Here is a 22,900-nt window from a genome sequence, read left to right on the forward strand (position 1 = left end):
TCGTGCCGTACACCGTGCTGCGTGCGCTACGCGCGCGGATGGCCCGTTCCTCCCCCGAGGCCCGGTCCCACCCGACGGCGCGCACGGGTCCACTCTGCCCCCAGGCACCTCAGGCCACAAGCCCCAGTCCTGACGGCGGCGGGTCAGGTTCGTACTCCGGCTTCCTGTCGATGCGAACGAGTGCTGGTCAGTGCGCCATGTCCACGAACCGTGCATAGTGGCCCTGGAACGCCACCACGATGGTGTCCGTGGGGCCGTTACGGTGCTTGGCCACGATCACGTCGGCCTCACCGGCCCGCGGGGACTCTTTCTCGTACATGTCCTCGCGGTGGAGCAGGATCACCATGTCGGCATCCTGCTCGATCGAGCCCGATTCACGAAGATCGCTCACCTGCGGCTTCTTGTCCGTGCGCTGCTCCGAGCCACGGTTCAGCTGCGAGATCGCGATCACCGGCACCTCGAGCTCCTTCGCGAGCAACTTGATCGCACGAGAGAACTCGGAGACCTCCTGCTGACGGGACTCGACTCGCTTACCGGAGGACATCAACTGCAGGTAGTCGATCACGACGAGCTTGAGGTCGTGGCGCTGCTTGAGCCGGCGACACTTGGCCCGGATCTCCATCAGCGACATGTTCGGACTGTCGTCGATGAACAGCGGTGCTTCGGACACCTTGCCCATGGTGCGGGCCAGGCGAGTCCAGTCCTCGTCCCGCATCGTGCCCTTGCGCATGTTCTGTAGCGGCACCTGAGACTCCGCGGAGAGCATGCGCATGGAGATCTCGTTGCGGCTCATCTCCAGAGAGAAGATCACCGACGTCAGACCGTTCTTGATCGACGTGGCGCGCGCGATGTCGAGTCCCAGGGTGCTTTTCCCCATCGCCGGCCTGGCCGCGATTACGATCATCTGCCCCGGGTGCAGACCGTTGGTCAGCGCATCCAGGTCGGCGAACCCGGTGGGCACCCCGACCATGCCGTCATCGCGGTGGGAGGCGGCGTCGATCTCCTCCATCGTGGAGTTGATGACATCCTTCAGCGGCACATAGTCCTCGGACGTGCGCCGCTCGGTGACCGCGTAGATCTCGGACTGCGCCGTGTTCACCAGGTCGTCCACGTCACCGCCATCGGTGGCGTAGCCGAGCTGCACGATGCGGGTGCCGGCATCGACCAGGCGCCGCAGCACCGCCCGCTCGCGCACGATCCGTGCGTAGTAGCCGGCGTTGGCCGCGGTCGGCACCGAGGAGAGGAGCGTGTGCAGGTACGGCGCCCCACCGATCCGGCTCAGCTCGCCGCGCTTGGTCATCTCCGCGGCCACGGTCACCGCGTCGGCCGGCTCACCGCGCCCGTAGAGGTCGAGGATGGAGTCGTAGATCGCCTCGTGCGCGGGCCGGTAGAAGTCCGTCCCCCGCAGGACCTCCACCACGTCGGCGATGGCGTCCTTGGAGAGCAGCATGCCGCCGATCACGGACTGCTCGGCGGCCACGTCCTGCGGTGGGGTGCGCTCGAAGGTCTCCGGCGCGTCGGTCATCTCGGAGACGCTCACGTCACTGCCCTCGCTCGCATCGACCGGCTGTGCGCCGCCATCACCTGCTCCTCACTGTTCGACCCACCCCGCTGCGCGGTGTCATCACACCTATCAGCACCTACCGACATCGCCCTCGAGCGTGCGGCGGGTTTCACAGGTCACCGGGCGACGCTACGCACCCGCGCACCCCCCGGCAAACGCCGCACACACCTGCCTGGGGACGAACCGGCGTCAACCTGGGGACGAACACCACTTAGGCTGTGGATGGAGTGTGGATCGTTCCGCGATCGGTTGTGCACAGGGCACGAGACACGATGTGGACAAGCCGATGGATCCGCACCGTTCCGCCCAGAACCGCACCCCACAGCCTGTGGATAGAAGAAACTCGGAGGATCGGTGGACGACACGCCGGGCCCACACGCCGGTCGAGACGAGGAGCGCTCCATCGACCCATCAGCCACCGCCCGCTCCCCCACCGAGACACCCCACGGTCGCGTCCTCGACCGTCGGATCCTCGGCCTCGCCGTCCCTGCTCTGGGCGCGCTCGTGGCCGAGCCGCTCTTCGTACTGGTGGACTCCGCCGTCGTCGGTCACCTCGGCACTGCTGAGCTCGCCGGGCTCACCCTCGCCTCCACCCTGCTGGTCACCACCGTGGCCCTGTTCATCTTTCTCGCCTACGCCACCACGGGCGCAGTAGCCCGGCGCCTCGGTGCCGGCGACGAGAAGGGCGCCCTCGCCGTCGGGATGGACGGCATCTGGCTCGCCCTCGGCCTCGGAGCGGTCCTGCTCATCGTCGGCTACGCCGGTGCCGAACCGGTCGTGGCGGCGATGGGCGCCTCGGCCGACGTGGCCCCGCACGCGCTGGCCTACCTGCGGTTCAGTCTGCCGGGCATCCCCGGCATGCTCGTGGTACTCGCCGCGACCGGCGCGCTGCGCGGCTTGCTGGACACCCGCACCCCTCTCCGGGTCGCCGTCACCGGTGCCGTGGCCAATGCCATCGGCTCGGTGCTCCTCGTCTATCCGGCCGGGATGGGGATCGCCGGATCTGGGATGGCGACGGCGATCGCTCAGATCGGCATGGCCCTCGCCCTGATGTGGGTGGTGGTGCGTGGCGCCCGCGCCCGCGGCGTCTCCCTGCGCCCCGCCCCGGGCGGCATCATCGCCAACGTTCGCGCCGGGCTCCCCCTGCTGATCCGTACCCTCACGCTGCGCGCCGCGATCCTGCTCACCGTCGCCACCGCCACGTCCCTCGGTGACGTGCAGCTGGCGGCACACCAGATCGTGAACTCGGTGTGGGGGTTGGCCGCATTCGCCCTGGACGCGCTCGCCATCGCCGCGCAGGCCCTGGTCGGCCATGGGCTCGGGGCGCGTCGCCCCGAGGAGGTGCGGGCCGTCGTCCGGCGGTGCCTGCAGTGGGGAACCCTCGCCGGCGTGGGAATCGGTGCCATCATCGCCCTGGGCGGCGGACTGCTGACGCCCCTGTTCACCTCGGACCCAGCGGTGCAGCATGCCGCTCACCTGGGGCTGATAGTGATCGGTGTGCTGATGCCGGTGGCCGCGTGGCCGTTCGTGCTGGACGGGGTGCTGATGGGCGCCGGAGATGGCGTGTACCTCGCCGTGGCCGGGGCGATCTCGCTGGTGGTGTACCTGCCGCTGCTCGCCGCCGTGGCGCTGTGGGCCCCTGACGGCGCACTCGGGCTGGTGTGGTTGTGGGTCGCCTTCGCCGGGGGTTTCCTGGGCGCACGGGCTCTGACCACCTGGCTGCGGTCGCGGGGGCAACGGTGGATGGTGCTCGGGGTGTAGAGATTTCGACGGCCCTGAGCAACTTGCTACCGAAATGCGGCAGACAGGCGCTCAGGGCCGTCGATAGTTGCAGCGCGGGATCACATCGGGGTCTCGGCCACCTGGATGTCCCAGCCCACGTCGGTCCCGTCCACCGAGGTCACGGTGAGCGTGACCTGGTACTGATCCGGCTCGCCGTCCACGGAGAGGACGCAATCCATCGTGACGCCCACCTCCGCATCGAGGTCGTCCGGGCAATCGATCGTGGGGAGCGGGGCTCCCTCTCCGGCCATCGCCTGCAGTTCCTCGGCGGTCTGCGTCTCCAGATCGCTCTCGGACACGGCGGTGCTGGAACTGCATCCGGCGAGCAGCAGGGTGGCCACGGTCGGAATCGCGGCCGCAGCCAGGAACTTTCGCTTAAGTGTCTCCATGGCACTCACTCTGTCGGAACCGGGGAGCGGGTTCCACGTCAGAACTGCCCATGTGTGCTGGCCCACACCAGACACGGGTGAGAACGGGCCGCGGCCCCGAACGCACGACGGCCCGACCACCCACGCAGGGTGATCGGGCCGTGTGTCAGTGGCTGGGCGTCAGGCGCCCGGCACCACGTTCAGGTCCACCGTGGCCGAGACGTCGGCGTGCAGGCGCACCTGCACCTGGTGGCCGCCGAGGCTCTTGATCGGCTGACCGATCTCGATCGTGCGGCGGTCCACCTGCTGCCCACCGGAGGCCTGGATGGCCTCGGCGATGTCCGCCGTCGTGACCGAACCGAACAGGCGCCCGTTCGGGCCCGCGTTCACGCGAACGACGAACGGCTTGGCCTGCAGGGAGTCACGCACTGCGCGAGCGTCCTCGATCGAGGCGATCGCACGCTTGCGGCGCGCTGCGGTGATCTGGTCGATCTGCTTCTGCCCGCCCTTGGTCCACGGGGTGGCCAGGTTGCGCGGAAGCAGGTAGTTGCGGGCGTAGCCGTCCTTGACATCGACGACGTCTCCCGCAGTACCGAGGCCGGTGACCTCATGGGTGAGAATGAGCTTCGCCATGGCTGTTCCTCCCCGGTTCAGCGAGCAGAGCTCGAGTAGGGGAGCAGAGCCATCTCGCGGGCGTTCTTCACGGCCCGCGCGATCTGGCGCTGCTCCTGCACGGTGACACCGGTCACGCGGCGCGCGCGGATCTTGCCGCGGTCCGAGATGAACTTCCGCAGCAGAGCGGTGTCCTTGTAGTCGATCGGACCCTCGAGCTTGATGGCCTTGAGAGGGTTCGCCTTCTTCTTGATCACAGGCTTGCGAGTCTCACGCTTCGCCATAGTTGGAACTCCTTGGATGCTCGCACCGCATCAGGTGCGGTGCGCAGTGGTGATGGTTTAGAAGGGGGGCTCGTCGCCGAAGCTCGAGCCGCCCGTTGCCCACGGGTCGTCTGCCTGGCCGCCGCCGGAACCCTGACCGCCGCCGAAGCCGCCGCCCTGGTTGCCGCCGAAGCCGCCGCCGCCCTGGTTGCCGCCGCCTCCGCCGCCGCCGAAGCCACCGCCGCCACCACCGCGCTGGGCGCGGGTGACCTTGGCCGTGGCGTATCGCATGGAGGGGCCGATCTCGTCGACCTGCAGCTCGACGACGGTCCGCTTCTCGCCTTCCCGGGTCTCGAAGGAACGCTGGACCAGACGACCCTGCGCGATCACCCGCATCCCCTTGGTGAAGGACTCAGCGACGTTCTCCGCAGCTTCGCGCCAGATCGAGCAGCGCATGAAGAGCGTGTCGCCGTCCTTCCACTCGCCCGACTGACGGTCGAACTGGCGGGGGGTGGACGCGATCGTGAAGTTGGCCACGGCCGCACCCGACGGGGTGAACCGGAGCTCGGGGTCAGCCGTGAGGTTGCCGATCACGGTGATGACGGTGTCGCCTGCCATGACGCTCCTTTACGAGACAGCGCTCAGCGCGCGTCGGGTCGGATGAGCTTGGTGCGGAGGACGGACTCGCTGAGGCCGAGCTGTCGGTCGAGCTCCTTGGCGAGCTCCGGCGTGGCGTGCATGTCCACGACGGCGTAGATGCCCTCGGCGTTCTTCGCAATCTCGAAGGCCAACCGGCGCTTGCCCCAGATGTCGACGTTGTCAACGGTTCCACCACCGCTGGTGATCACGCCGAGAAACTTCTCGAGCGCCGCGGGAACGGTTCGCTCATCGATCTCGGGGTCGAGAATCACCATCAGTTCGTAGTGACGCATACTTGAACCCACCTCCTTCGGACTTGGCGGTCACGGTCTCTCCGTGACAGGAGGGTGATGCGTACTCTCGTGCTCCGGTGTCCGAACAGGTGCCCGGCGTGCAGAGGCACGAGATACCCGGACATCGTAACGGACAGATGCCCTCTGCGGCAGCGTGATGTGGATGACGCCGGCGTCTGACGCGCGCAGGCCCCCTACCCGCCACCGGACGCATCGCCGCCACCGGAACTGTCTCCGCTGCCGAGCAGCCCGGCGTCACCGTCGGGATCCCCGTTTGCCTCGTCGGTCGGCTCCTCGGTGGGATCCTCCGTGGGTTCCTCGGTCGGCTCCTCCGTGGGCTCCTCCGTCGGCTCCGGCTCCGGCGTCGTGGGTTCCTCCGTGGGCTCCTCGGTGGTCTCCTCCTCGGTCGGCTCCTCGGTGGTCTCCTCCTCCGTGGGCTCCTCGGTCGGCTCCTGCGTGGTCTCCTCCTCGGTGGGGCGCGACGGCGGAACGTACACGTACTCCGGTGCGGACCGCTCCGGGAACTCCTCCACCGGGAGGTCGGCCACCGCAGCCGTCATGTACTCGGTCCAGATGTCGGTGGGGTAGCTGCCGCCGGAAATCGGCGCGACCCCGCCCCAGCCGTCCACCATGGAGACCTCTTCGCCGTCCTCGCCGATCTGGTACATCGCCACCGAGGTGGTGATCTGCGGCACGAACCCGACGAACCACGCGGACCGGTAGTCGTTCGAGCTCCCCGTCTTCCCGGCTGCGGGCCGCCCGATCGCCGCGGCGGTGGATCCGGTGCCGCCCTCCACCACCTGTGTCATGGCGTAGGTCGCGTCGGCCATCACCTGCGGGTCCACCACCTGCTCGGACTCGCCGCCACCGGTGTAGACGGTGTCACCACCGGCATTGACGACGTCCTCCACGATGTAGGGGTCGCGGTGCACCCCGCCGGTGGCGATGGTCGAGTACGCCTCGGCCATGTCCGCCGGGTTCGGGGACGCGGTTCCGAGCACGTTGACCAGGTTCCCCTCCAGTCCGGGAGTGTCCTCGGGCAGACCCATCCGGTGCGCCACGTCCACCAGCGCTTCCGGCCCGGTGGCGGAGTTGAGCTGCACATAGGCGGTGTTCACGGAGTATTTCGTGGCGGTGACCAGATCGATGTACCCGCGATTGATGGAGTCGAAGTTGTTCACCTCGTACCCGGCGATGTCCATCGGCGCATAGCTGGTGTACCGGGTCTCCAGGGTGGCCTCGCCCTCGAGGGCCGCGATCAGGGCGAACGGCTTGAACGTGGACCCGCCCTGCGCGTTGTCCTGGGTGGCTGCGTTGCGCTGCCGCTCGATGTAGTCCGGCCCGCCGTACAGGGCGGCGATCCCACCGGTCTCGTTGTCGATCGAGGTCAACGCCACCCGGACGCCGTCGGGGGTGTCCTCGGGGAGGTTCTCGGCGGCCACCACGGCCTCCTCCTGCAACTGCGGATCGATCGTCGAGGTGATCTGCAGCCCGCCGCCGTCGATCTCGTCCTCGGTGAACCCCGCAGCGACCAACTCGTCGCGCACCATGGCGAGCAGGTATCCGTTGGGCCCGCCGTAGGTGTCGGTGCGCTCCGGCTCGACCACCTCAGGGAACTCCAGCTCATCGGCCTCAGCCTGGGTGATGGCCCCGTTCTCGACCATGAACGCGAGCGTGCGCTCCCAGCGCGCCTGCGCCTGGTCCGGCGCGACGGCCGGGTCCCAGTTGCCGGGCGAGGGGATGATCCCGGCGAGCAGCGCCGATTCCGACAACGTGAGCTCGGTGGCCGGGTGTCCGAAGTACTCCTGCGAGGCCCGCTCGATCCCGTAGGCGCCGCGACCGAAGTAGATCGTGTTCATGTACGCGCCGAGGATCTCCTCCTTGCTCTGCTGCTGGTCGATCTTCAGCGCGAGCACGGCCTCGCGGAACTTGTCGAGGTACCCGGACGTCTGCCCGGTGTAGTACCGCTCCACATACTGCATGGTGAGGGTGGACCCACCCTGGGTGTCGTTCCCCCGCAGGTTGTTCCACAGGGCGCGCAGGATGCCCACTGGGTCGACCCCGACGTTGGAGTAGAAGCGCCGGTCCTCGGAGGCCACGATCGCCGCGCCCACGTGCTCGGGCAGCTCGGAGGTGTCGATGAGGTCACGGTCCACCTCGGCGAAGGTCCCCATCGGGGTCTCCCCGTCGGAGAACGTGACAGTGGACCCTTCCGCGAGCGCGATGTCGTCCGGCTCGGGCACGTCGATGAGGGCATAGGCGATGGCGAACAGCAGTACGCCGGCCACCAGACCCAGCCCCGCGGTTCCGAGGACGAATCGCCAGCCGGGCAGCCACCGCAGCACCGGGCCCTTGCCGCGCCGCGGGTAGTTCCAGAACCGCTTGCGCGTCTTCGTCGCGGCGCCACTGGACGCGGCCGAACGTGACCCGGTGCCCTTGGCCCCGGCGGCGGCACCCGAGGTGCTCTTCCACGAGGGCGCGCCCGTCCCGGACGTGCTGACGCCGCTCTCGCGCACACTGCGTCGCTTCGGCCCGCCGGCCCCCTGACCGGAGGCGCCACGCCCCGACGATCCGCGTCCTTGTGCCACGTGGGCCCCTTCTCCTCGCTGCCGTGCCCGCAGGTCATGCGGTCCCGCAGTTTCCCAGTATGCGTCGCATACCTGAGCGAAGGCGCGCCTTCACGTGGTCCACACAGGATTCGCTCACCCGGGGTGAGTGTCGTCACAACTGCCGACGGCGTCCCTCACCCTGGGCGCGCACAACGTCGCCTGACGTGTGGCGCGGGTTGAGCACCCCGCGACACGGCATAACATAGAAGACCGAACATACTCATCACTTTGTTCGTGCTGAGGCGCTCTGGCGCCGGTGCCGGGTTGCCGTCCAGGGAGCCGTCCGTGGCGCGAGTCGTTCCATCCGAAGGAGAAGATCATGACCAGCATCCGCGTGGCGATCGCGGGGGTCGGCAACTGCGCCGCCTCCCTCGTGCAGGGCGTGCACTTCTACGCCGGCGCCGACCCGGCCGGGACTGTCCCGGGACTGATGCACGTGCAGTTCGGTCCCTATCACGTGCGTGACATCGAGTTCGTGGCGGCGTTCGACGTCGATGCGAAGAAGGTGGGCTTCGATCTGTCCGAGGCGATCGGAGCGAGCGAGAACAACACGATCCGGATCGCTGACGTCCCGCCGCTGGGAGTCCCGGTCCAGCGTGGACCGAGCCTCGATGGCCTCGGCAAGTACTACGCGGAGATGATCGAGGAATCCCCTTCTCCCGCCGTCGATGTGGCCCAGGCGCTCCGCGAGGCCAAGGCAGACGTGCTCATCTGCTACCTGCCGGTCGGTTCGGAGGACGCGGCGAAGTTCTACGCCCAGGCGGCACTGGATGCCGGAGTGGCGTTCGTGAACGCGCTCCCCGTGTTCATCGCCTCGGATCCGGAGTGGGCGGCCAAGTTCACCGAGGCCGGGGTGCCGATCGTGGGTGACGACATCAAGTCCCAGGTGGGCGCCACGATCACGCACCGGGTGCTCGCCCGGCTGTTCCAGGAGCGAGGCGTGGTGCTGGACCGCACCTACCAGCTCAACGTCGGCGGCAACATGGACTTCAAGAACATGCTCGAGCGCGAGCGCCTCGAGTCGAAGAAGATCTCCAAGACCCAGTCGGTCACGTCGAACCTGAAGCACGACCTCGGCGCCCGGAACGTGCACATCGGGCCCTCCGACTATGTGCAGTGGCTGGATGATCGCAAGTGGGCGTATGTGCGACTGGAGGGGCGTGCGTTCGGCGAGGTGCCGCTGAACCTGGAGTACAAGCTCGAGGTGTGGGACTCGCCGAACTCGGCGGGGATCATCATTGATGCGCTGCGCGCCGCGAAGATCGCCAAGGATCGCGGAATCGGCGGACCGGTGCTCTCCGCCTCCGGGTACTTCATGAAGTCGCCGCCGGAGCAGTACGACGACGACGCTGGCCGGGTCAAGGTGGAGGAGTTCATCGCCGGCGACGCCGAGCGCTGACCGGCCCATCACCACACCCCGCGACGTGGGGTGCGTTGCCGTCCCTGCACGGCACGATCAGGACGACAACGCACCCTAGGGACAGCCAGATCGACGGCTGATTCCGAGGGGCGGAACATTGGCGCCGCGGCACTCGTTCACCCCGGGGAACCTGCGACAAGGAGCGTCTATGAAGTGCCCGACCGATGGGGCGACCCTGGTGATGAGCGAGCGCAGCGGGGTGGAGATCGACTACTGCCCCACGTGCCGCGGCGTCTGGCTGGACCGTGGAGAGCTGGACAAGATCATCGAGCGCGTCGCAGTCAACGCCGGCCCGCCGCCCCCGCCTCCCGCAGCTCCCACGCCGGTGACGCCCGACCCCGCCTACGGCAGCCCGTTCGACGACGGCCCCGCGCCGGGACCTCCTCCCGGCCCGCCGGGTGGGGTGCCCGGGTACAGCGGTTCCGAGTACGGCATGCCCGGGTACGGCGGTCATCACCAGGATGACCGTCGCTACGACCGCCGTCAGGATCCTCGGTACCGCAAGCGCAAGCGCCGGGAGAGCTGGCTGGAGGATCTCTTCGACTTCGACTGACGAACCCGCGCCGAACGCAACCTCGTGCGGCATCCAGGGCCAGGCCCGCCGCACACGGTTGCGTTCGCGCTCGGGTGGGCGCTGGCTGTGTCGCGGATCGGACGGTCGCCCTCGTGCCTGCGGGCTAGGCATACGGTGGGGGTCCTGACGGAGGGAGCACGGGTGCTGGCCTACGAGTACGGCAGCGATTCTCGCCTGCACCTGCGGGAGAAGGACGTCCCGCAGGCAGCTGACGGCGAGGTGACCATCGATGTGGTGGCCGCGGGGATCTGCGGCACGGATCTGAAGATCGCGCGCGGGGAGCATCGCCTCTTCCCACCGGGCACCGTGCGGGTGCCCGGCCACGAGTCGGTGGGACGAGTCCGGGAGAACCGGTCCGGCCGGGACGACCTGGCACCGGGGACCCCGGTGGCGATCGCGCCGAACATCGCATGCGGGCAGTGCCCGCCCTGCCGGATCGACCTGGGCAACTTGTGCGAGGACTACACCTCGGTGGGACTCACCTTCGACGGCGGGTTCGCCGAGGTCGTCCGCGTTACCGCTCGAGGGGTCGCCGGCGGCAATGTGCTGCCGCTGCCGTCGGGGCTGGACCTGGTGACCGCGGCGATGATCGAACCGGTCGCGGCCGTCGTGCGGGGCCTGCGCCCGCTGCGCCTGACCAGTACCGACACGGTGCTCGTGTGCGGTGCGGGACCGATCGGCCTGACGGCGGTGGTGCTCGCCAAGCAGGCGGGGGTGCGCCGGATCATCGTCAGCCAGACCTCGGCTGCCCGGCGTGAGCTGGCCCGTGAGTACGGCGCCGACGAGACGATCGACCCCCGCGCTGAGGACCTGGTGCAGCGGGTCTTCGAGATCACTGGCGGGATCGGTGCCGAGGTGGTGATCGCGGCGACGCCGGTGCATCAGGTGTTCACCGACGCCGTCCAGGCCGCGGCCAAGGGCGGCCGGGTGAACTTCTTCGCCGGGCTCCCCTCGGGCAAGGGCGAGGTCACCGTGGACGCGAACCTGATCCACTACCGCGAGCTCATCGTCACCGGGTCCACCGCGAACACGGCCGACGACTGCGCCGAGGCGATGGAGATTGTGGCAGGCGCGCCCGAGGCGTTCGCCGCGCTGATCACCCACCGGGTGCCACTGCGGGAGGCCGACCGCGCCTTCGAGCTGGCGACATCCGGTGAAGCGTTGAAGGTGCTGCTCGAACCTCAGGTGTGATCGAGCGTGTCACGCTCCTGATCGGGGTCGGCCCGGGCGGGCTCCGGGTCGACCGCTCGTCGTGACTGACGCGGCCAGAACGCCCAGGTGACGAGCCCTGCCGCAACCAGCGTCAGGCACCCGAGCACCACCGGGTCCTGGAACCACACGATCACGGACGCCAGGTGCGGCACCGAGCCCAGCACCAGCCGGACCTGCGAGACCGTGTACGGGGCCGGGTCCGGGTCGGCATTGGCATCACCCTGCATGGTGAAGGTGACCTGCTCGCCGTCGGTGCCGAGCACCTCGGTGACCCGGTGCGTCACCGGCAGCGCCGCTGGACGATCCACGGTGACGACGTCTCCCACCTCGATCTCGGTGGCGGGGACCTCGCGTACCAGGGCGACCGACCCGGCCGGGATGGTCGGCGTCATCGAGCCGGTGGAGAACATGATCAGCGAGATGTTCAGGGTGAACGCCAGCACCACGAGCACGATGCACAGGGCGCCCGCGGCGGCGAGGACGGTGAGCGCCACATCGCCGACGCGAGCCAGCGCACCGACGCCGGCGGTCCGTCGGGCCCGCTCAGCCACGATCCGCACCTAGTTCCATGAGCAGGATCCGATCAGGGTGAGCCCCAGGGCACCCAGGATCGTCGTGACAGTGGCCGTCCGCCAGGTGCTCTCCCAGGTCCCGGACACGGTCCGGATCCGGAACGTGTATGTCGTCGCGAGCGAGACCAGCTCGCTGGTACTGACCTCGCGGGCCGAGGTGGTGCTCGGGTCGGAACCTGAGCGAACCACCGTCCCCGTCGCGGTCCGGATCAGTTCCCAACGGTAGGTGTAGGCGGCCCCTGGTGCTGGTGACGGCGCCAACCACCTCAGGGTCGCCGTCGGACTCAGCAGCGGGACCGAGCAGCCGTTCGCACGCGGCGCGTTGAGCGTCGACGCGGTGACGGCGGCCCGTGCGTGTTCACTGTCCGTCCAGGCCGCGGTGGTCGGCTGGGCGGTGCCAGTGGCGACGGTGGCCGCCACGAGGACCAGGCCGACCACCGCCGCGGCGAGGCGGGTACGGAGGGTGCGGAACGTCGTCATGAGGGCCCAGCCTGCCTGCGTGCGCCGGCACGGCTCGCCCTGCGCAGCGCTGTCCCCCCGAGCAGGAGCACACCGGTGAGCGCGAGTGCGAGCACCGGTGCCAGCACGCCGGTCGGGGGCAGGTCCAGGCCGGGGTCGCCGCGGGGTGCCCCGGGATCACCGGCCGACACGTCCTCCCCGTGCCCGTCCGCGGTGAAAGTCAGCACCGTGGTCGCGCCCTGATCGGGCGCCACCAGCTCGGTGGTGATGCGATACCAGACCTCCTCCGCCGCCGACTGGGTGCCCACCTCGACGGTGCCCGCACCGACCACGGTGGGGGCCAGCAACTGTTCGGTGCACCCCGCCCCCTCTCCGGTGCACGCGGCCACCTGCATCTGGAAGACACCGTCAGGTCCGGTGCCGTTCAGGGAGAGGTCGATCTCGCCGTCGGGACGGTTCGCGCTGACCTGCACGTCCCAGGTGACCGCCTCCCCCGGGTCCATCGCCCCCATGGCGGCGGGATCCTGCACCGAGACCAGCCGGAGCACCTGCCCGGTGACCACCTCGCGCACCGGCGCATCACTAGCCGTGGCCCAAATCTCGGACGCACCGGCGCTCAGCACACCAGCCCCGAGCACCGCAGCGATCATCCGAAAATTCATAGCGACGTCGCGAGGAACTGCCAGGTGATCGTGGTGCTCTGCCCCTGTACAGATGTCGCCGCCGAACTGAGCATGGAGATGCGCACGCAATAGGGCGCGGCATGGGCGCCGGCGGCCTCCAGCGGTCGGGAGTTGGCACCCACCGTCGCGGTGAGGGCGGAGTCGTTCGCAACGACCACCGGAGCCGAGGCGTTCGAGAACAGCGCGGCGTTGCACGATGCCCCGGACGGGATCACCCGCACGGCGTACCGCAACGCGTCCCGCAGCGCGGTCGAGCCGGCGATGGTCGGCGTCTGCATCCCCACCGTCCCACCGACCGAGCTGGCCGCCGTGGTCCGCACCGCGAACTGCATGTATCCGGCGTCTCCGGGCGAGAGCGCCGGCAGCGCCGGAGAGAACTCGAGGGTCGCTGCGGCATCGCTGGTGGCGTGCTCGGCGTAGCCGCCGCCGTTCACGCTCCCTTCGATCCCGAACGTGCTCGATCTGACGGTGCCGGTGGCGTACTCGCTGTCGTTCCAGGCAGCGACCGTGGCGGCCGCGCCGAGACCGAGCACCAGCCCCCCGGCGAGCAGGGCTCGCAGCCTCAGCCAGGTTCGGCGCCGGCCCGGCGATTCCTCATGCGCGGCGCTCGTGACCGCGCGACTCACTCGGAGGTTGCGGTGAACTGCCACACGGCTGTGGTCTGGCCGCCCTGCTCGAGGTCAGCGCCGGCCGTGACGATCGTGCACAGCTGGGTCGCCGCACCGGGCGAGGTGGTGGGGCTGCCGACCGGCAGGGCCACCGCGCCGCCGGCAACGGCGGTCTCGTCCGCGAGGGTGGCGCCCGAGCCGAGCTCCGTGCTGGCGGTGGCGGTCTCGTCGCACGCCGCATCCGGAGCGATCGCGTACACCGCGTAGCTCAGGTTGGCCGAGTTGTTGCCAGCGTCATCAGTGGAGTCGAGGGCCACCAGGTCGAGCTCGGCCGGACTGGTGGTGTCGGCCCCCAGGCGTACCCAGAACGGGGCGTACACGACGTCGTCCGGTGCCAGGTTGTCGACCGGCGTGGTGAAGGTGAGCGCGGCCGCCCCGTCGGCGGACTCGTGGTCGGAGTATCCGTCCACGGCGCTCGTGGACGATCCCTGCAGGTTGAAGGAGCCGGCCCCGAACAGGCCGGACGTGAACTCACTGTCGTTCCAGGCCGCAAGCGTGACAGCGGCTCCCACACCGAGGACGAGTCCTCCGGCGAGAAGGGCCCGGACCTTCCGGCTGCTCTGCGGGCGTGGCTGAGTACTGGTCATGCGAAACATCCCCTCGTGTGCGGTCCAGGCGCAGGACGCGACCGGTTCCGCGGTGCCGACACGCGCCCCATCGCCCGGCCGTAACCCCGTAGTGACAGGGTACGTCGCCGTTGCACGGGCGAACAAGGCTTCGCTTGCAACGTTTACATCACGTTTGCACCGGAACCCCTGGCGCGAGTCTCACGGATGCATGGCACGACCCCGGTGTAGCCTGCACGGCACCGAGCACAGCCCTGCCCGGGCGCACCGGACCAGCAGAAAGCGAACCCATGTCGGCTCCATCCGGCCACAGTCCCACGTCCGACCAACCCCGGCTGCTGCTGCACGGCGGCCGCTGGGCCGCGCTTATCCCGGCCGTCGTCCTGATCGCGGTGATGTGCGTCCTGTCCATCGCCGAGCGCGCCGCGATCTCCGCCTTCTGGGTGGGCGGTCTCGTCGCCCTCGTCGTGGGGATGGCGCTCGCGGTGAACCGCACGGCCTACGCCCAGACCGTGGTGCGGGGCCTCACCGACCGCACGGGCGCCGTCGTGATCCTCGCGTTCATCTTCGCCGGGGTGTTCGGCACCATCATGAAGGCCGCCGGCCTGGTGGACGGACTGCTCTGGGTGGGTCTGCAGACCGGGCTCACCGGCGCGGCGTTCACCGTGCTCGCGTTCCTGCTGGCCTGCGTGTTCGCGGCCGGGACCGGCACCAGCGTGGGCACCGTGCTGGCGATGGTGCCGGTGCTCTACCCGGCAGGCGTGGCGCTCGGCGCGGACCCGACCATGCTCGCGGTCGCCCTGATCGCCGGTGGTGCCTTCGGTGACAACATCGCCCCGATCTCAGACACCACAGTGACGTCCGCGTTCACCCAGGACGCCGAGATGGGCGACGTGGTGCGATCCCGCCTGCCGCTCGCGCTCACCGCGGCGGCCGTGGCCGTGGTGGTCTTCGCGCTGACCGGCGGCGGCGGCGAGGTCACCGCCACCGACACGGGGGAGCTGAGCGCGCTCGGGCTGATCCAGCTCATCCCGTTCGCGCTCGTGCTGATCCTCGCGGTACTCCGCCGGCACATCTTCGTGGCACTCACCTGGGGCATCGTCGCCGCCGTCCTGATCGGCGCGGTGACCGGGCAGCTCAGCCTCGGCGAGGTGTTCAGCATCCCGGCCGAGCGCGGCGAGTCCACCGGGCTGCTCGAGGACGGGATCGGCGGCGTCACCGGTGTGGTGATGCTGGTGCTGTTCATCATGGCGCTGGGCCGGGTGCTCGCCGAGAGCGGGATGATGGACGCGGTGCTGGAGCGGTTGGAGCGGTCCGCCGCCCGTGGGGTGCGCAGCGCCGAGCTGACCATCATCGTCGTCACGCTGATCTTCACCGTGCCGCTGGGGGCCAACGCCCCCGCGATCCTGCTGGTGGGTCCGACCATCGCGAAGCCGCTGGGCAGCCAGTATTCGCTCAGCCCGGCTCGCCGCGCGAACCTGCTCGACTGCAGCGCGTGCACCGTGTTCTACATGCTGCCCTGGCACAACGCGGTGATCGTCTGGTTCGCCACCGTCTCCACGGTGGCTGCCGAGGCCGGAATCGAGGGACCAGGTATCGGCGCGGCCTTCCTGAACCCGTACGCCTGGGCGATGCTGGTGGTGATCGTCGTCTCCGCGATCACCGGCTGGAACCGCTCGTACAGCAAGGTCGAGAGCGCGGAGCCCGTGGCGCCGTGACCTCCCCGTTGATCGGTGTGCTCGGCGGGATGGGCCCCGCGGCGAGCGTGCACTTCCAGGCACGCCTGGTCCAGCTCACCCCCGCCGAGCGGGACGCCGACCACCCCACCACCGTGGTCTGGTCCGACCCTCGGGTGCCGGACCGGGTGGCCGCGCTGCGCGGTACGGGCGCGTCGCCGGTCCCGGCGCTCCGGCGCGGGGTCGGGGTGCTCCGGTCCGCCGGCGCGTCCGTGATCGCCGTACCGTGCAACACGGTGCACCCGTTCTTGCCCGAGGTGCTCCCGCCGGGTGGCTGGGTGGACATGATCACGACGGCGGCCGCTCGCCTGGCAGCGGACGGTGCCACCCGGGTGGGGGTGCTGGCCACGGCCGCCACGCTCGAGCACGGCATGTACACGCACGCGTTGGCCGAGCATGGGATCGAGGCGCACGCGCCCGCTGACCAGGAGGCCATCCTCGAGCTGATCGCCGCGGTCAAGGCCGGCCGGGCGCCGTCGGACCTGCTCGCCCGGCTCGGCACCACCGTGCGCACCGTGCTGGCCGACGGGTGCGACGCGGTGCTGATCGCGTGCACCGAGCTGTCCGTGGTCGCCGCCGCCGGCGGGGAGGAACCGGGCATGGTGGACGCGCTGGACGAGCTGGCCCGGGAGACGTTGCGCCGGGTAGGCGTCACGCCATGGTGAACCTCAGCGCCGGGCGGTGAACCGTTCGTCCAGGTGCTCGCGGAGTACCTGGTCGTCGATCCGGCCACCCCGCACCATCACGCCGTAGGAGGCGCCGGAGCCCTCGGGCGCCTGCCCGGCCGCGGCCTCGGCCACCGCGTCACGCACGTCGGTGAGGAAGGTCTCCACGATGTCGGCGTGCCGCGGGAAGGTCACCACGTGCAGCGAGGGTGGGCTGTCCTGGGTGTCGATCCACCAACCACGGGTACCCAGAGCAGAGGCGATGGAGGCGATGGACGGGCCCGACGAGGTCGCAGCGAAGACACCCATCGGTGGTGTGCCGATCACCTGCAGCCCGTTCTCGGTGAGGCCGGCTTGGATGGTGCGGGCCGTCGTCATCACCTGGGCCACCAGCTCGCGGTACCCCGACCTGCCCAGGGCGCTCATCGCCGTCCAGGCGGCGGCCGCCGGGCCCACGGCGCGGGTGCCGATCACCCCGGAGGCCGCGTAGGCACCACCGGGCCAGCCGGTGGAGACGTAGTAGCTGGCGTGCCGCAGCTCCGGGGTGGCAAAGAGCAGCACCGAGGCACCTTTCGCCCCGTAGCCGTACTTGTGCAGGTCCACCGAGACCGAGGTCACGCCTGGGACGTCCAGCCCGAACCGTGGCGGTGTGGTGCCGGCGGCGTCCAGGAACGGCAGGAACAGCCCACCCATCGCGGCGTCGATGTGCAGCCCTACACCGGTGCCCGCGAGCGCCGCACCGACCTCCTCGATCGGGTCCACCACCCCGAACGGGAAGCACGGGGCGGACAGGCACACCGCCGCGGTCGATTCGTCCACGGCGGCGAGCAGCTCGGCCACGTCCGGCAGCCCGTCGGCACCCACCCCGACGAGCTCGACAGTGAAGCCGAGGTAGTCGGCGGCCTTCCAGAAGCCGGGGTGCGCCGTCACCGGCATCACCAAGCGGCGCTTGTTCACGTTGGCGGGCAGGTCCCGGTACCCCTTGAGCGCCACCATGATCGACTCGGTGCCACCGGAGGTGAACACCCCGTAGAAGTCCCGCCCGGGCGCCACGATCGATCCGACCATGTCCACCACCTCGGACTCGAACTGCTGCACGCTCGGGAAGGCCGAGGCGGACAGGGCATTCTCGTGCGCGAACAGGGCACCGGCGTCGTCGACGAGCTCCTGGTGCCAGGCCGGGGAGTCGTACACCAGCGACCAGCCGCGCCCGCCGCGCCAGTCCACGTCGTCGGAGGTGGCCTCCGCCCATCCGGTGCGGATCTCGGCCGGGTCCATGCCGTGTTCCGGAAGTTGCATGGCGTCGACCTTACTGCGCCGAGGTGGTGCGACCGGTGCGCTGTTCAGCACTCGAGCCGGGTACGGACCCAGCGGGCGAGGTCGTCCTGGCGGGCCCGTCGCCGGTCTCGTCGGCCCAGCTCCACGCCTCGAGCGCGTGCAGGAGGAAATGAGCGAGACGCGAGGGAGCCGCACTCGCTACGATCGGGCGATGTACCTCACACGTGAAAGGGCGAACCAACCCCGCCCACTCAGGCGGGAGTTGTCCTGAGAGTGAGAAGTTCATGGCACGTCCCTCGTTCTACCGACGCCGTTTCCTCAACCGGCGCGGACATCACGCCGGTGCGTACGCGCTGGCTCAGGTGCGCACCGAGGCATCCTGGGAACCCGGTTCCGATGACCGTCGCGTCGATGCCCAGCTGACCCTCGCGGACTGCGGGCGGGTGGTCTCGCTGGAGTTCGACGTCGACACTGCTGGAGACGCGCGCAACGCCTTGTACAAGGCACGCCTTCTTCGGTCGATCATCATCGGATTCACCGAGGCGCTCGAGCAGGCGGTCGCTGAGACCGGCCACCAGCAGTGACACGCACGACGGCGTCCGTCCCCGCGAAGGGAACGGACGCCGTCGGGAATGGTGAGCGTCAGCTCACGGTGGCGTGCAACGCCTGCACCGCATCACGCACCCGAGCCCCGAGTGCGGTATCCACCTGGTCCCAGTAGGCGAAGGCCCGCTCACGGATGTCATCCGAACGCACCTGGGCGACGTGCCCGGCAATGTTGCCGACGAGGCGCTCGCGCGCGGCGTCGTCGAGCACCTCACGCACGAGGGTGCCGGCCTGGCCGAAGTCGTCGTCCTCGGCGTGCAGCGTCTGCGCGGCGCGCTGCATCTCGCCGTCGGACTCCCAGTTGCCCTCACCCGCGGCCGCCGGGTCGCCCGCCGGGCCACCGAAACTGTTCGGGGCGTAGACCGGGGCGTCGGCGGCGCGGTAGTGGTGCCGCATGGCGCCATCCTTGGAGTAGGAGTGGATCGGCGACTTCGGCGCGTTCACCGGCAGCTCGGCATGGTTCGTGCCGACCCGGTAGCGGTGCGCGTCGGCGTAGGAGAAGATCCGGGCGAGCAGCATCTTGTCCGGGCTGGCGGCGATCCCCGGCACGAAGTTCGACGGCGCGAAGGCGGCCTGCTCGATCTGGGCGTGGAAGTTCTCCGGGTTCTTGTTCAGCGTCATCGTGCCCACCTCGATCAGCGGGTAGTCGCTGTGCGGCCACACCTTGGTGAGGTCAAACGGGTTGAACCGGTAGGTCTTGGCGTCCTCGTCGGGCATCACCTGCACCTTGAGGGTCCAGGAGGGGAAGTCGCCGGCCTCGATCGCCTCGTACAGGTCGCGGCGGTGGTGGTCGGCGTCCTGGCCGGCGAGCTCGTCCGCCTCGGCGCCGGAGAGGAACTCGTTGCCCTGGTTCGTCTCAAAGTGGTACTTCACCCAGAACCGCTCACCGTCGGCGTTGATCCACTGGTAGGTGTGCGAGCCGAAGCCGTCCATGTGCCTCCACGTGGCGGGGATGCCCCGGTCGCCCATCAGCCAGGTGACCTGGTGGGCGCTCTCGGGCTGCAGGCTCCAGAAGTCCCACTGCATGTCGTTGTCGCGCAGGCCCGAGCCGGGCAGGCGCTTCTGCGAGCGGATGAAGTCGGGGAACTTGATCCCGTCCCGGATAAAGAAGACCGGGGTGTTGTTGCCCACGAGGTCGTAGTTGCCCTCACTGGTGTAGAACTTCACCGCGAAACCGCGCGGGTCGCGCCAGGTGTCGGGGCTGCCCTGCTCCCCGGCCACGGTGGAGAAGCGGATGAGCATGTCGGTCTCCACACCCGGCTGGAACAGTGCCGCGCGGGTGTACTGCGAGACGTCGCCGGTGGTGACGAAGGTGCCGAAGGCGCCGCCGCCCTTGGCGTGCACCACGCGCTCGGGAACGCGTTCGCGGTTGAACTGGGCGAGCTTCTCGACCACGTAGTGGTCGTGCAGGGCGATCGGTCCGGTGTTGCCGACGGTGAGCGAATGCTGGTCGCTGGCTACCGGGGAGCCGGTGTTGGTGGTGGTCACATCAGTCATGGGTGTGCAACTCCTCGTTCGGGGATCTGGGAAAAGGCCGGGCGCGGCGGGTCAGGCCGTCTCGCCGTCGGGCGTGGCCTCGCACGCGGCGCACAGGCCGCGGAACAGCACATCGGCCGCCACGATGCGCATCCCGCCGGTCTCGGCCGGGGTGAGGCACGGCGCATGCCCGACGACGCAACTCACGTCTTCGACCGCGCCGCACCGCACGCACATCACGTGGTGGTGGTTGTCGCCGATCCGGGTCTCGTACCGGGCCGGGGAGTCGGGGGTCTCCAGCTTGCGGAGCAGTCCCCACTCGCTGAGATCGGTGAGCACCTGGTACACCGACGGTGCGGTCAGGGCGGGCAACTCGGCCCGGGCGGCGTCGAGGATCGTCTCGGCGCTCGCGTGCGGGTGCCGGTGGGCGGCCTCGAGCACGGCGAGACGTTGCCGGGTCACCCGCCGACCCATCGACCGCAGCGCGGCCGACCAGGTCTGGCTGCTCTTCGGCTCGACGTCCATGACTCGACCTTAGCACCTTATTCCGATCTATTCGTAATAAGCGGGATGCTCGGGCGCGATAGCCTCCGACAAGTGAGCATCCTCGCCGACCTGCGTACGGTGGCCGTCCACCGCGGATTCCGCCGACTCTTCACCGTGCGGCTGGTGTCCCAGTGCGGGGACGGCATGTTCCAGGCCGGCTTGGCCACCCTGTTCTTCTTCTCCCCGGAGAATCTCGCCACCGCCGGGGCGGTGGCCACGGCGTTCGCGGTGCTGCTGCTGCCGTTCACCGTGGTGGGGCCGTTCGCCGGGCCACTGCTGGACCGGTGGCGACGCCGGCAGGTGCTGTTCGTCGGCAACGCCGCCCGGGTGGTGCTCACCGCGGTGCTGGCGCTGCTGATGGCTACCGACGGCGTCTCCGTGGTGGTCTACGTTCTCGCCCTGGTCACGCTCGGGGTGAACCGGTTCCTGCTCGCTGCGCTCTCGGCGGCCCTGCCGCGGGTGGTGCCGCGCGAACAGCTGCTCATCGCGAACACACTCAGCCCGACGCTCGGTGGGGTCTCGGCAGTGGTGGGTGCCGCGATCGGATTCGGCATCGGGTTGCTCGTGCCGGAAGGTCCGGGAAAGGACGGGCTGGTCCTGGCCGTGGCAGCGGTGCTGTTCGGGGCGGCGTCCCTGCTGGCGCTGCGCCTGGGCAAGAACCAGCTGGGTCCGGAGATCCACCAGGGGCGCACCGGCGGGGCCGCCCAGGTGTGGGGAGACGTCCGGGCCACCGCAGCGGATCTGGTCAGCGGCGCGCGGTACCTGGTGGCACGTGCGACGCCGGGGATGGCGCTCGGGGTGATGGCCACGCACAACTTCCTCTACGGCATGAACTTCATCGCCCTCATCCTCATCTCCCGGAACGTGCTCAGCGATCCCCTCGATGCGGTGGCCGGGCTCGGCACCTTCGGGCTACTCACCGGGATCGCCTTCGCCGGGCGAGGGCTGGCGATCGTGCTCACCCCCCTGGCCCACGAGCGGATGACACCGTCGCAGTGGGTGGTGGTGTGCCTGGGCATCGGGATGATCAGTCAGGTGCTGCTGTGCACCCGGCCCACCTTCGCGGTGGTGGCGGCCGCGGCGGTGCTGATAGGGCTGTCGGTGCAGGGCGCAAAGATCGCGGTGGACACCATCGTGCAGCGCGACACCGCCGACGAGTTCCGCGGCCGGGCGTTCTCCCTGTACGACACCCTCTACAACGGGGCGTTCGCGGGTGCTGCCGCTGTCGCCGCGGCGGTGCTGCCCGACACGGGGTGGGAGCGTGGCCCGTTCGTGGGGCTGGCGGTGGTGTTTGCCGTCCTCGCGGTGGTCTACCAGCGGGGAGTGTCCATCCTCCGCGACCGGCCACGCTCGGTGGGTGCCGTCTGACGAGCCGCGGAGGCGCCGCTAGCGTTGCCGGTGGCCGAGCTGTGCGGAGATCTCGGCGGCGCCGCGCATCACCGCGTCGCGGACCCGCGGGAACTGCTCCTCGGTCATCCGGTAGCCGGGACCGGCGACGCTGAGCGCCGCGACGACGGCGCCGGTGAAGTCACGGATCGGCGCCGCCACCGCGTTCAGCCCTTCCTCCAGCTCCTCGGCCGCCACGGCGAAACCTTGGGCGCGCACCTCACGCAGCGTCTGGCGCAATGTCGCCCGGGCGGTCACCGTGCGGGAGGTGAAGCGCTCCAACCGGGCGGGCAGCGCCGCGCGCAGCGCACCCTCATCGAGCGCGGCCAGCAGGACCTTGCCGTTGGAGGTGGCATGCGGCGGCGTGGACTGACCGATCCAGTTGCGGGTGCCGATCGCCGTCGACGCCTCGGCCTGGCAGACGTTGACCGCCATGCCCTCGCGCAGCACCGCAACGTTGCAGGTCTCCTCGAGCTCCTCGGCCAGTCGATCGCACACCGGTTGGGCGACCTGGCTCACGTCGAGCGTCGCCGCCGTGGCCGCGGCCGCGGCGAGTCGCAGGCAGCCGGCACCCAGGCGGTAACCGGATCTACCTCCGGCGGGCTCGATCAGCCCGTGCCGGATCAGGTCCTCGTTCAGCCGCAGCACCGTGGACTTGTGGACGCCCAGCTCGCGCGCCAGCCGTACCAGGGTCGCCTCCCCCTCGTCGGCGATGATCTCCAGTACGCGTAGCGCGCGATCGACGGAGCGCACGGATGGGCCCCTGACGGCCTCGGGAGAGATGACCTGGGTGCGCATATCGTCCAGCGCGCCCACGACGCTCCCTTTCGTCTCCCATGTCATCGCCCCAGCCTAGCTATGGTTGCGCGATACGCAACCTATTGCGCATAGTGCGCACGCCTGGTAGACAGGAAACCACCGTC

The 22,900-nt window shown here is 69.7% G+C and carries 24 protein-coding genes; 8 read left to right on the top strand and 16 right to left on the bottom strand.

The window, feature by feature from the left end:
* Nucleotides 1-187: 187 nt before the first annotated feature.
* Nucleotides 188-1,525, bottom strand: a complete 1,338-nt coding sequence (gene dnaB / locus BLU77_RS13790; protein ID WP_089775791.1) for a replicative DNA helicase — start codon at nt 1,523-1,525, stop codon at nt 188-190.
* Nucleotides 1,526-1,918: 393 nt separating this feature from the next.
* On the opposite strand from dnaB, the gene BLU77_RS13795 reads away from it, so the two are divergent.
* A complete protein-coding gene (locus BLU77_RS13795; protein ID WP_425441224.1) occupies nt 1,919-3,325 on the top strand; it encodes an MATE family efflux transporter in 1,407 nt (468 codons plus the stop codon).
* Nucleotides 3,326-3,405: 80 nt separating this feature from the next.
* Here the strand turns inward: BLU77_RS13795 and BLU77_RS13800 are convergent, their stop codons facing one another.
* The 6 genes from BLU77_RS13800 to BLU77_RS13825 all read right to left on the bottom strand — a co-directional run bounded on the left by BLU77_RS13800 (nt 3,406) and on the right by BLU77_RS13825 (nt 8,109).
* Entirely contained in the window at nt 3,406-3,735 is a 330-nt protein-coding gene (locus BLU77_RS13800) for a DUF4333 domain-containing protein (protein ID WP_089773684.1), read from the bottom strand.
* Between the two features lie 159 nt (nt 3,736-3,894).
* Nucleotides 3,895-4,347: a 50S ribosomal protein L9 gene (rplI, locus tag BLU77_RS13805; protein WP_089773685.1), complete on the bottom strand. Its 453-nt coding sequence runs from the start codon at nt 4,345-4,347 to the stop codon at nt 3,895-3,897.
* A 17-nt stretch (nt 4,348-4,364) separates the two neighbouring features.
* Entirely contained in the window at nt 4,365-4,610 is a 246-nt protein-coding gene (rpsR, locus tag BLU77_RS13810; protein ID WP_089773686.1) for a 30S ribosomal protein S18, read from the bottom strand.
* 57 nt (nt 4,611-4,667) lie between these two features.
* Entirely contained in the window at nt 4,668-5,207 is a 540-nt protein-coding gene (locus BLU77_RS13815; RefSeq protein WP_089773687.1) for a single-stranded DNA-binding protein, read from the bottom strand.
* Nucleotides 5,208-5,230: 23 nt separating this feature from the next.
* The gene (rpsF, locus tag BLU77_RS13820; RefSeq protein WP_089773688.1) at nt 5,231-5,521 is read right to left on the bottom strand and encodes a 30S ribosomal protein S6; all 291 of its coding nucleotides are present in this window, start codon (nt 5,519-5,521) and stop codon (nt 5,231-5,233) included.
* Between the two features lie 194 nt (nt 5,522-5,715).
* Nucleotides 5,716-8,109, bottom strand: coding sequence for a transglycosylase domain-containing protein (locus tag BLU77_RS13825; RefSeq protein WP_139177771.1), 2,394 nt, complete (start codon nt 8,107-8,109; stop codon nt 5,716-5,718).
* A gap of 340 nt (nt 8,110-8,449) precedes the next feature.
* Here BLU77_RS13825 and BLU77_RS13830 point away from each other — a divergent pair, with 340 nt between their 5' ends.
* The 3 genes from BLU77_RS13830 to BLU77_RS13840 all read left to right on the top strand — a co-directional run bounded on the left by BLU77_RS13830 (nt 8,450) and on the right by BLU77_RS13840 (nt 11,315).
* On the top strand, nt 8,450-9,529 hold the full coding sequence (locus BLU77_RS13830) for an inositol-3-phosphate synthase (protein WP_089773690.1): 1,080 nt from the start codon (nt 8,450-8,452) through the stop codon (nt 9,527-9,529).
* A gap of 169 nt (nt 9,530-9,698) precedes the next feature.
* A complete protein-coding gene (locus tag BLU77_RS13835; RefSeq protein ID WP_089773691.1) occupies nt 9,699-10,103 on the top strand; it encodes a TFIIB-type zinc ribbon-containing protein in 405 nt (134 codons plus the stop codon).
* A 162-nt stretch (nt 10,104-10,265) separates the two neighbouring features.
* Nucleotides 10,266-11,315, top strand: coding sequence for a zinc-binding dehydrogenase (locus tag BLU77_RS13840; RefSeq protein WP_175477107.1), 1,050 nt, complete (start codon nt 10,266-10,268; stop codon nt 11,313-11,315).
* Here BLU77_RS13840 and BLU77_RS13845 read toward each other — a convergent pair.
* From BLU77_RS13845 to BLU77_RS22945, 5 genes are read right to left on the bottom strand one after another with little or no spacing between them, the layout of a single operon-like run.
* On the bottom strand, nt 11,306-11,887 hold the full coding sequence (locus BLU77_RS13845; RefSeq protein WP_245708862.1) for a signal peptidase I: 582 nt from the start codon (nt 11,885-11,887) through the stop codon (nt 11,306-11,308). The genes BLU77_RS13840 and BLU77_RS13845 overlap by 10 nt on opposite strands.
* A gap of 9 nt (nt 11,888-11,896) precedes the next feature.
* A complete protein-coding gene (locus BLU77_RS13850) occupies nt 11,897-12,388 on the bottom strand; it encodes a hypothetical protein (protein ID WP_089773693.1) in 492 nt (163 codons plus the stop codon).
* Nucleotides 12,385-13,017, bottom strand: coding sequence for a hypothetical protein (locus BLU77_RS13855; protein ID WP_139177772.1), 633 nt, complete (start codon nt 13,015-13,017; stop codon nt 12,385-12,387). Before BLU77_RS13855 ends, BLU77_RS13850 begins: the two co-directional genes overlap by 4 nt.
* A gap of 8 nt (nt 13,018-13,025) precedes the next feature.
* Nucleotides 13,026-13,676, bottom strand: a complete 651-nt coding sequence (locus tag BLU77_RS13860; RefSeq protein ID WP_175477108.1) for a SipW-dependent-type signal peptide-containing protein — start codon at nt 13,674-13,676, stop codon at nt 13,026-13,028.
* Entirely contained in the window at nt 13,673-14,305 is a 633-nt protein-coding gene (locus BLU77_RS22945) for a SipW-dependent-type signal peptide-containing protein (protein WP_089773696.1), read from the bottom strand. Before BLU77_RS22945 ends, BLU77_RS13860 begins: the two co-directional genes overlap by 4 nt.
* Nucleotides 14,306-14,574: 269 nt before the next feature.
* Between BLU77_RS22945 and BLU77_RS13870 the strand changes: the two genes are divergently transcribed.
* Nucleotides 14,575-16,002, top strand: coding sequence for a Na+/H+ antiporter NhaC family protein (locus BLU77_RS13870; protein ID WP_089773697.1), 1,428 nt, complete (start codon nt 14,575-14,577; stop codon nt 16,000-16,002).
* Complete coding sequence (gene cuyB / locus BLU77_RS13875; RefSeq protein WP_089773698.1) at nt 15,999-16,685, top strand: cysteate racemase; 687 nt, start codon at nt 15,999-16,001, stop codon at nt 16,683-16,685. The genes BLU77_RS13870 and cuyB overlap by 4 nt, the downstream gene beginning before the upstream one ends.
* 3 nt (nt 16,686-16,688) lie before the next feature.
* On the opposite strand, the gene BLU77_RS13880 is transcribed toward cuyB, so the two are convergent.
* Nucleotides 16,689-17,984, bottom strand: a complete 1,296-nt coding sequence (locus BLU77_RS13880) for a pyridoxal phosphate-dependent decarboxylase family protein (RefSeq protein WP_089773699.1) — start codon at nt 17,982-17,984, stop codon at nt 16,689-16,691.
* 263 nt (nt 17,985-18,247) lie between these two features.
* On the opposite strand from BLU77_RS13880, the gene BLU77_RS13885 reads away from it, so the two are divergent.
* Nucleotides 18,248-18,547 (top strand): hypothetical protein, encoded by a 300-nt coding sequence (locus BLU77_RS13885; RefSeq protein ID WP_089773700.1) that lies wholly within the window; start codon nt 18,248-18,250, stop codon nt 18,545-18,547.
* Between the two features lie 58 nt (nt 18,548-18,605).
* Here the strand turns inward: BLU77_RS13885 and BLU77_RS13890 are convergent, their stop codons facing one another.
* Together BLU77_RS13890 and BLU77_RS13895 are read right to left on the bottom strand one after the other, a co-directional pair.
* On the bottom strand, nt 18,606-20,066 hold the full coding sequence (locus BLU77_RS13890) for a catalase (protein ID WP_089773701.1): 1,461 nt from the start codon (nt 20,064-20,066) through the stop codon (nt 18,606-18,608).
* 51 nt (nt 20,067-20,117) lie between these two features.
* A complete protein-coding gene (locus BLU77_RS13895) occupies nt 20,118-20,570 on the bottom strand; it encodes a Fur family transcriptional regulator (RefSeq protein WP_089773702.1) in 453 nt (150 codons plus the stop codon).
* 72 nt (nt 20,571-20,642) lie between these two features.
* Between BLU77_RS13895 and BLU77_RS13900 the strand changes: the two genes are divergently transcribed.
* Nucleotides 20,643-21,959 (top strand): MFS transporter, encoded by a 1,317-nt coding sequence (locus tag BLU77_RS13900; RefSeq protein WP_089773703.1) that lies wholly within the window; start codon nt 20,643-20,645, stop codon nt 21,957-21,959.
* An 18-nt stretch (nt 21,960-21,977) separates the two neighbouring features.
* On the opposite strand, the gene BLU77_RS13905 is transcribed toward BLU77_RS13900, so the two are convergent.
* Nucleotides 21,978-22,820, bottom strand: a complete 843-nt coding sequence (locus BLU77_RS13905; protein WP_245708863.1) for an IclR family transcriptional regulator — start codon at nt 22,818-22,820, stop codon at nt 21,978-21,980.
* Nucleotides 22,821-22,900: the final 80 nt, after the last annotated feature.

It is taken from the genome of Ruania alba (assembly GCF_900105765.1).
Classification (GTDB): Bacteria; Actinomycetota; Actinomycetes; order Actinomycetales; family Beutenbergiaceae; genus Ruania; species Ruania alba.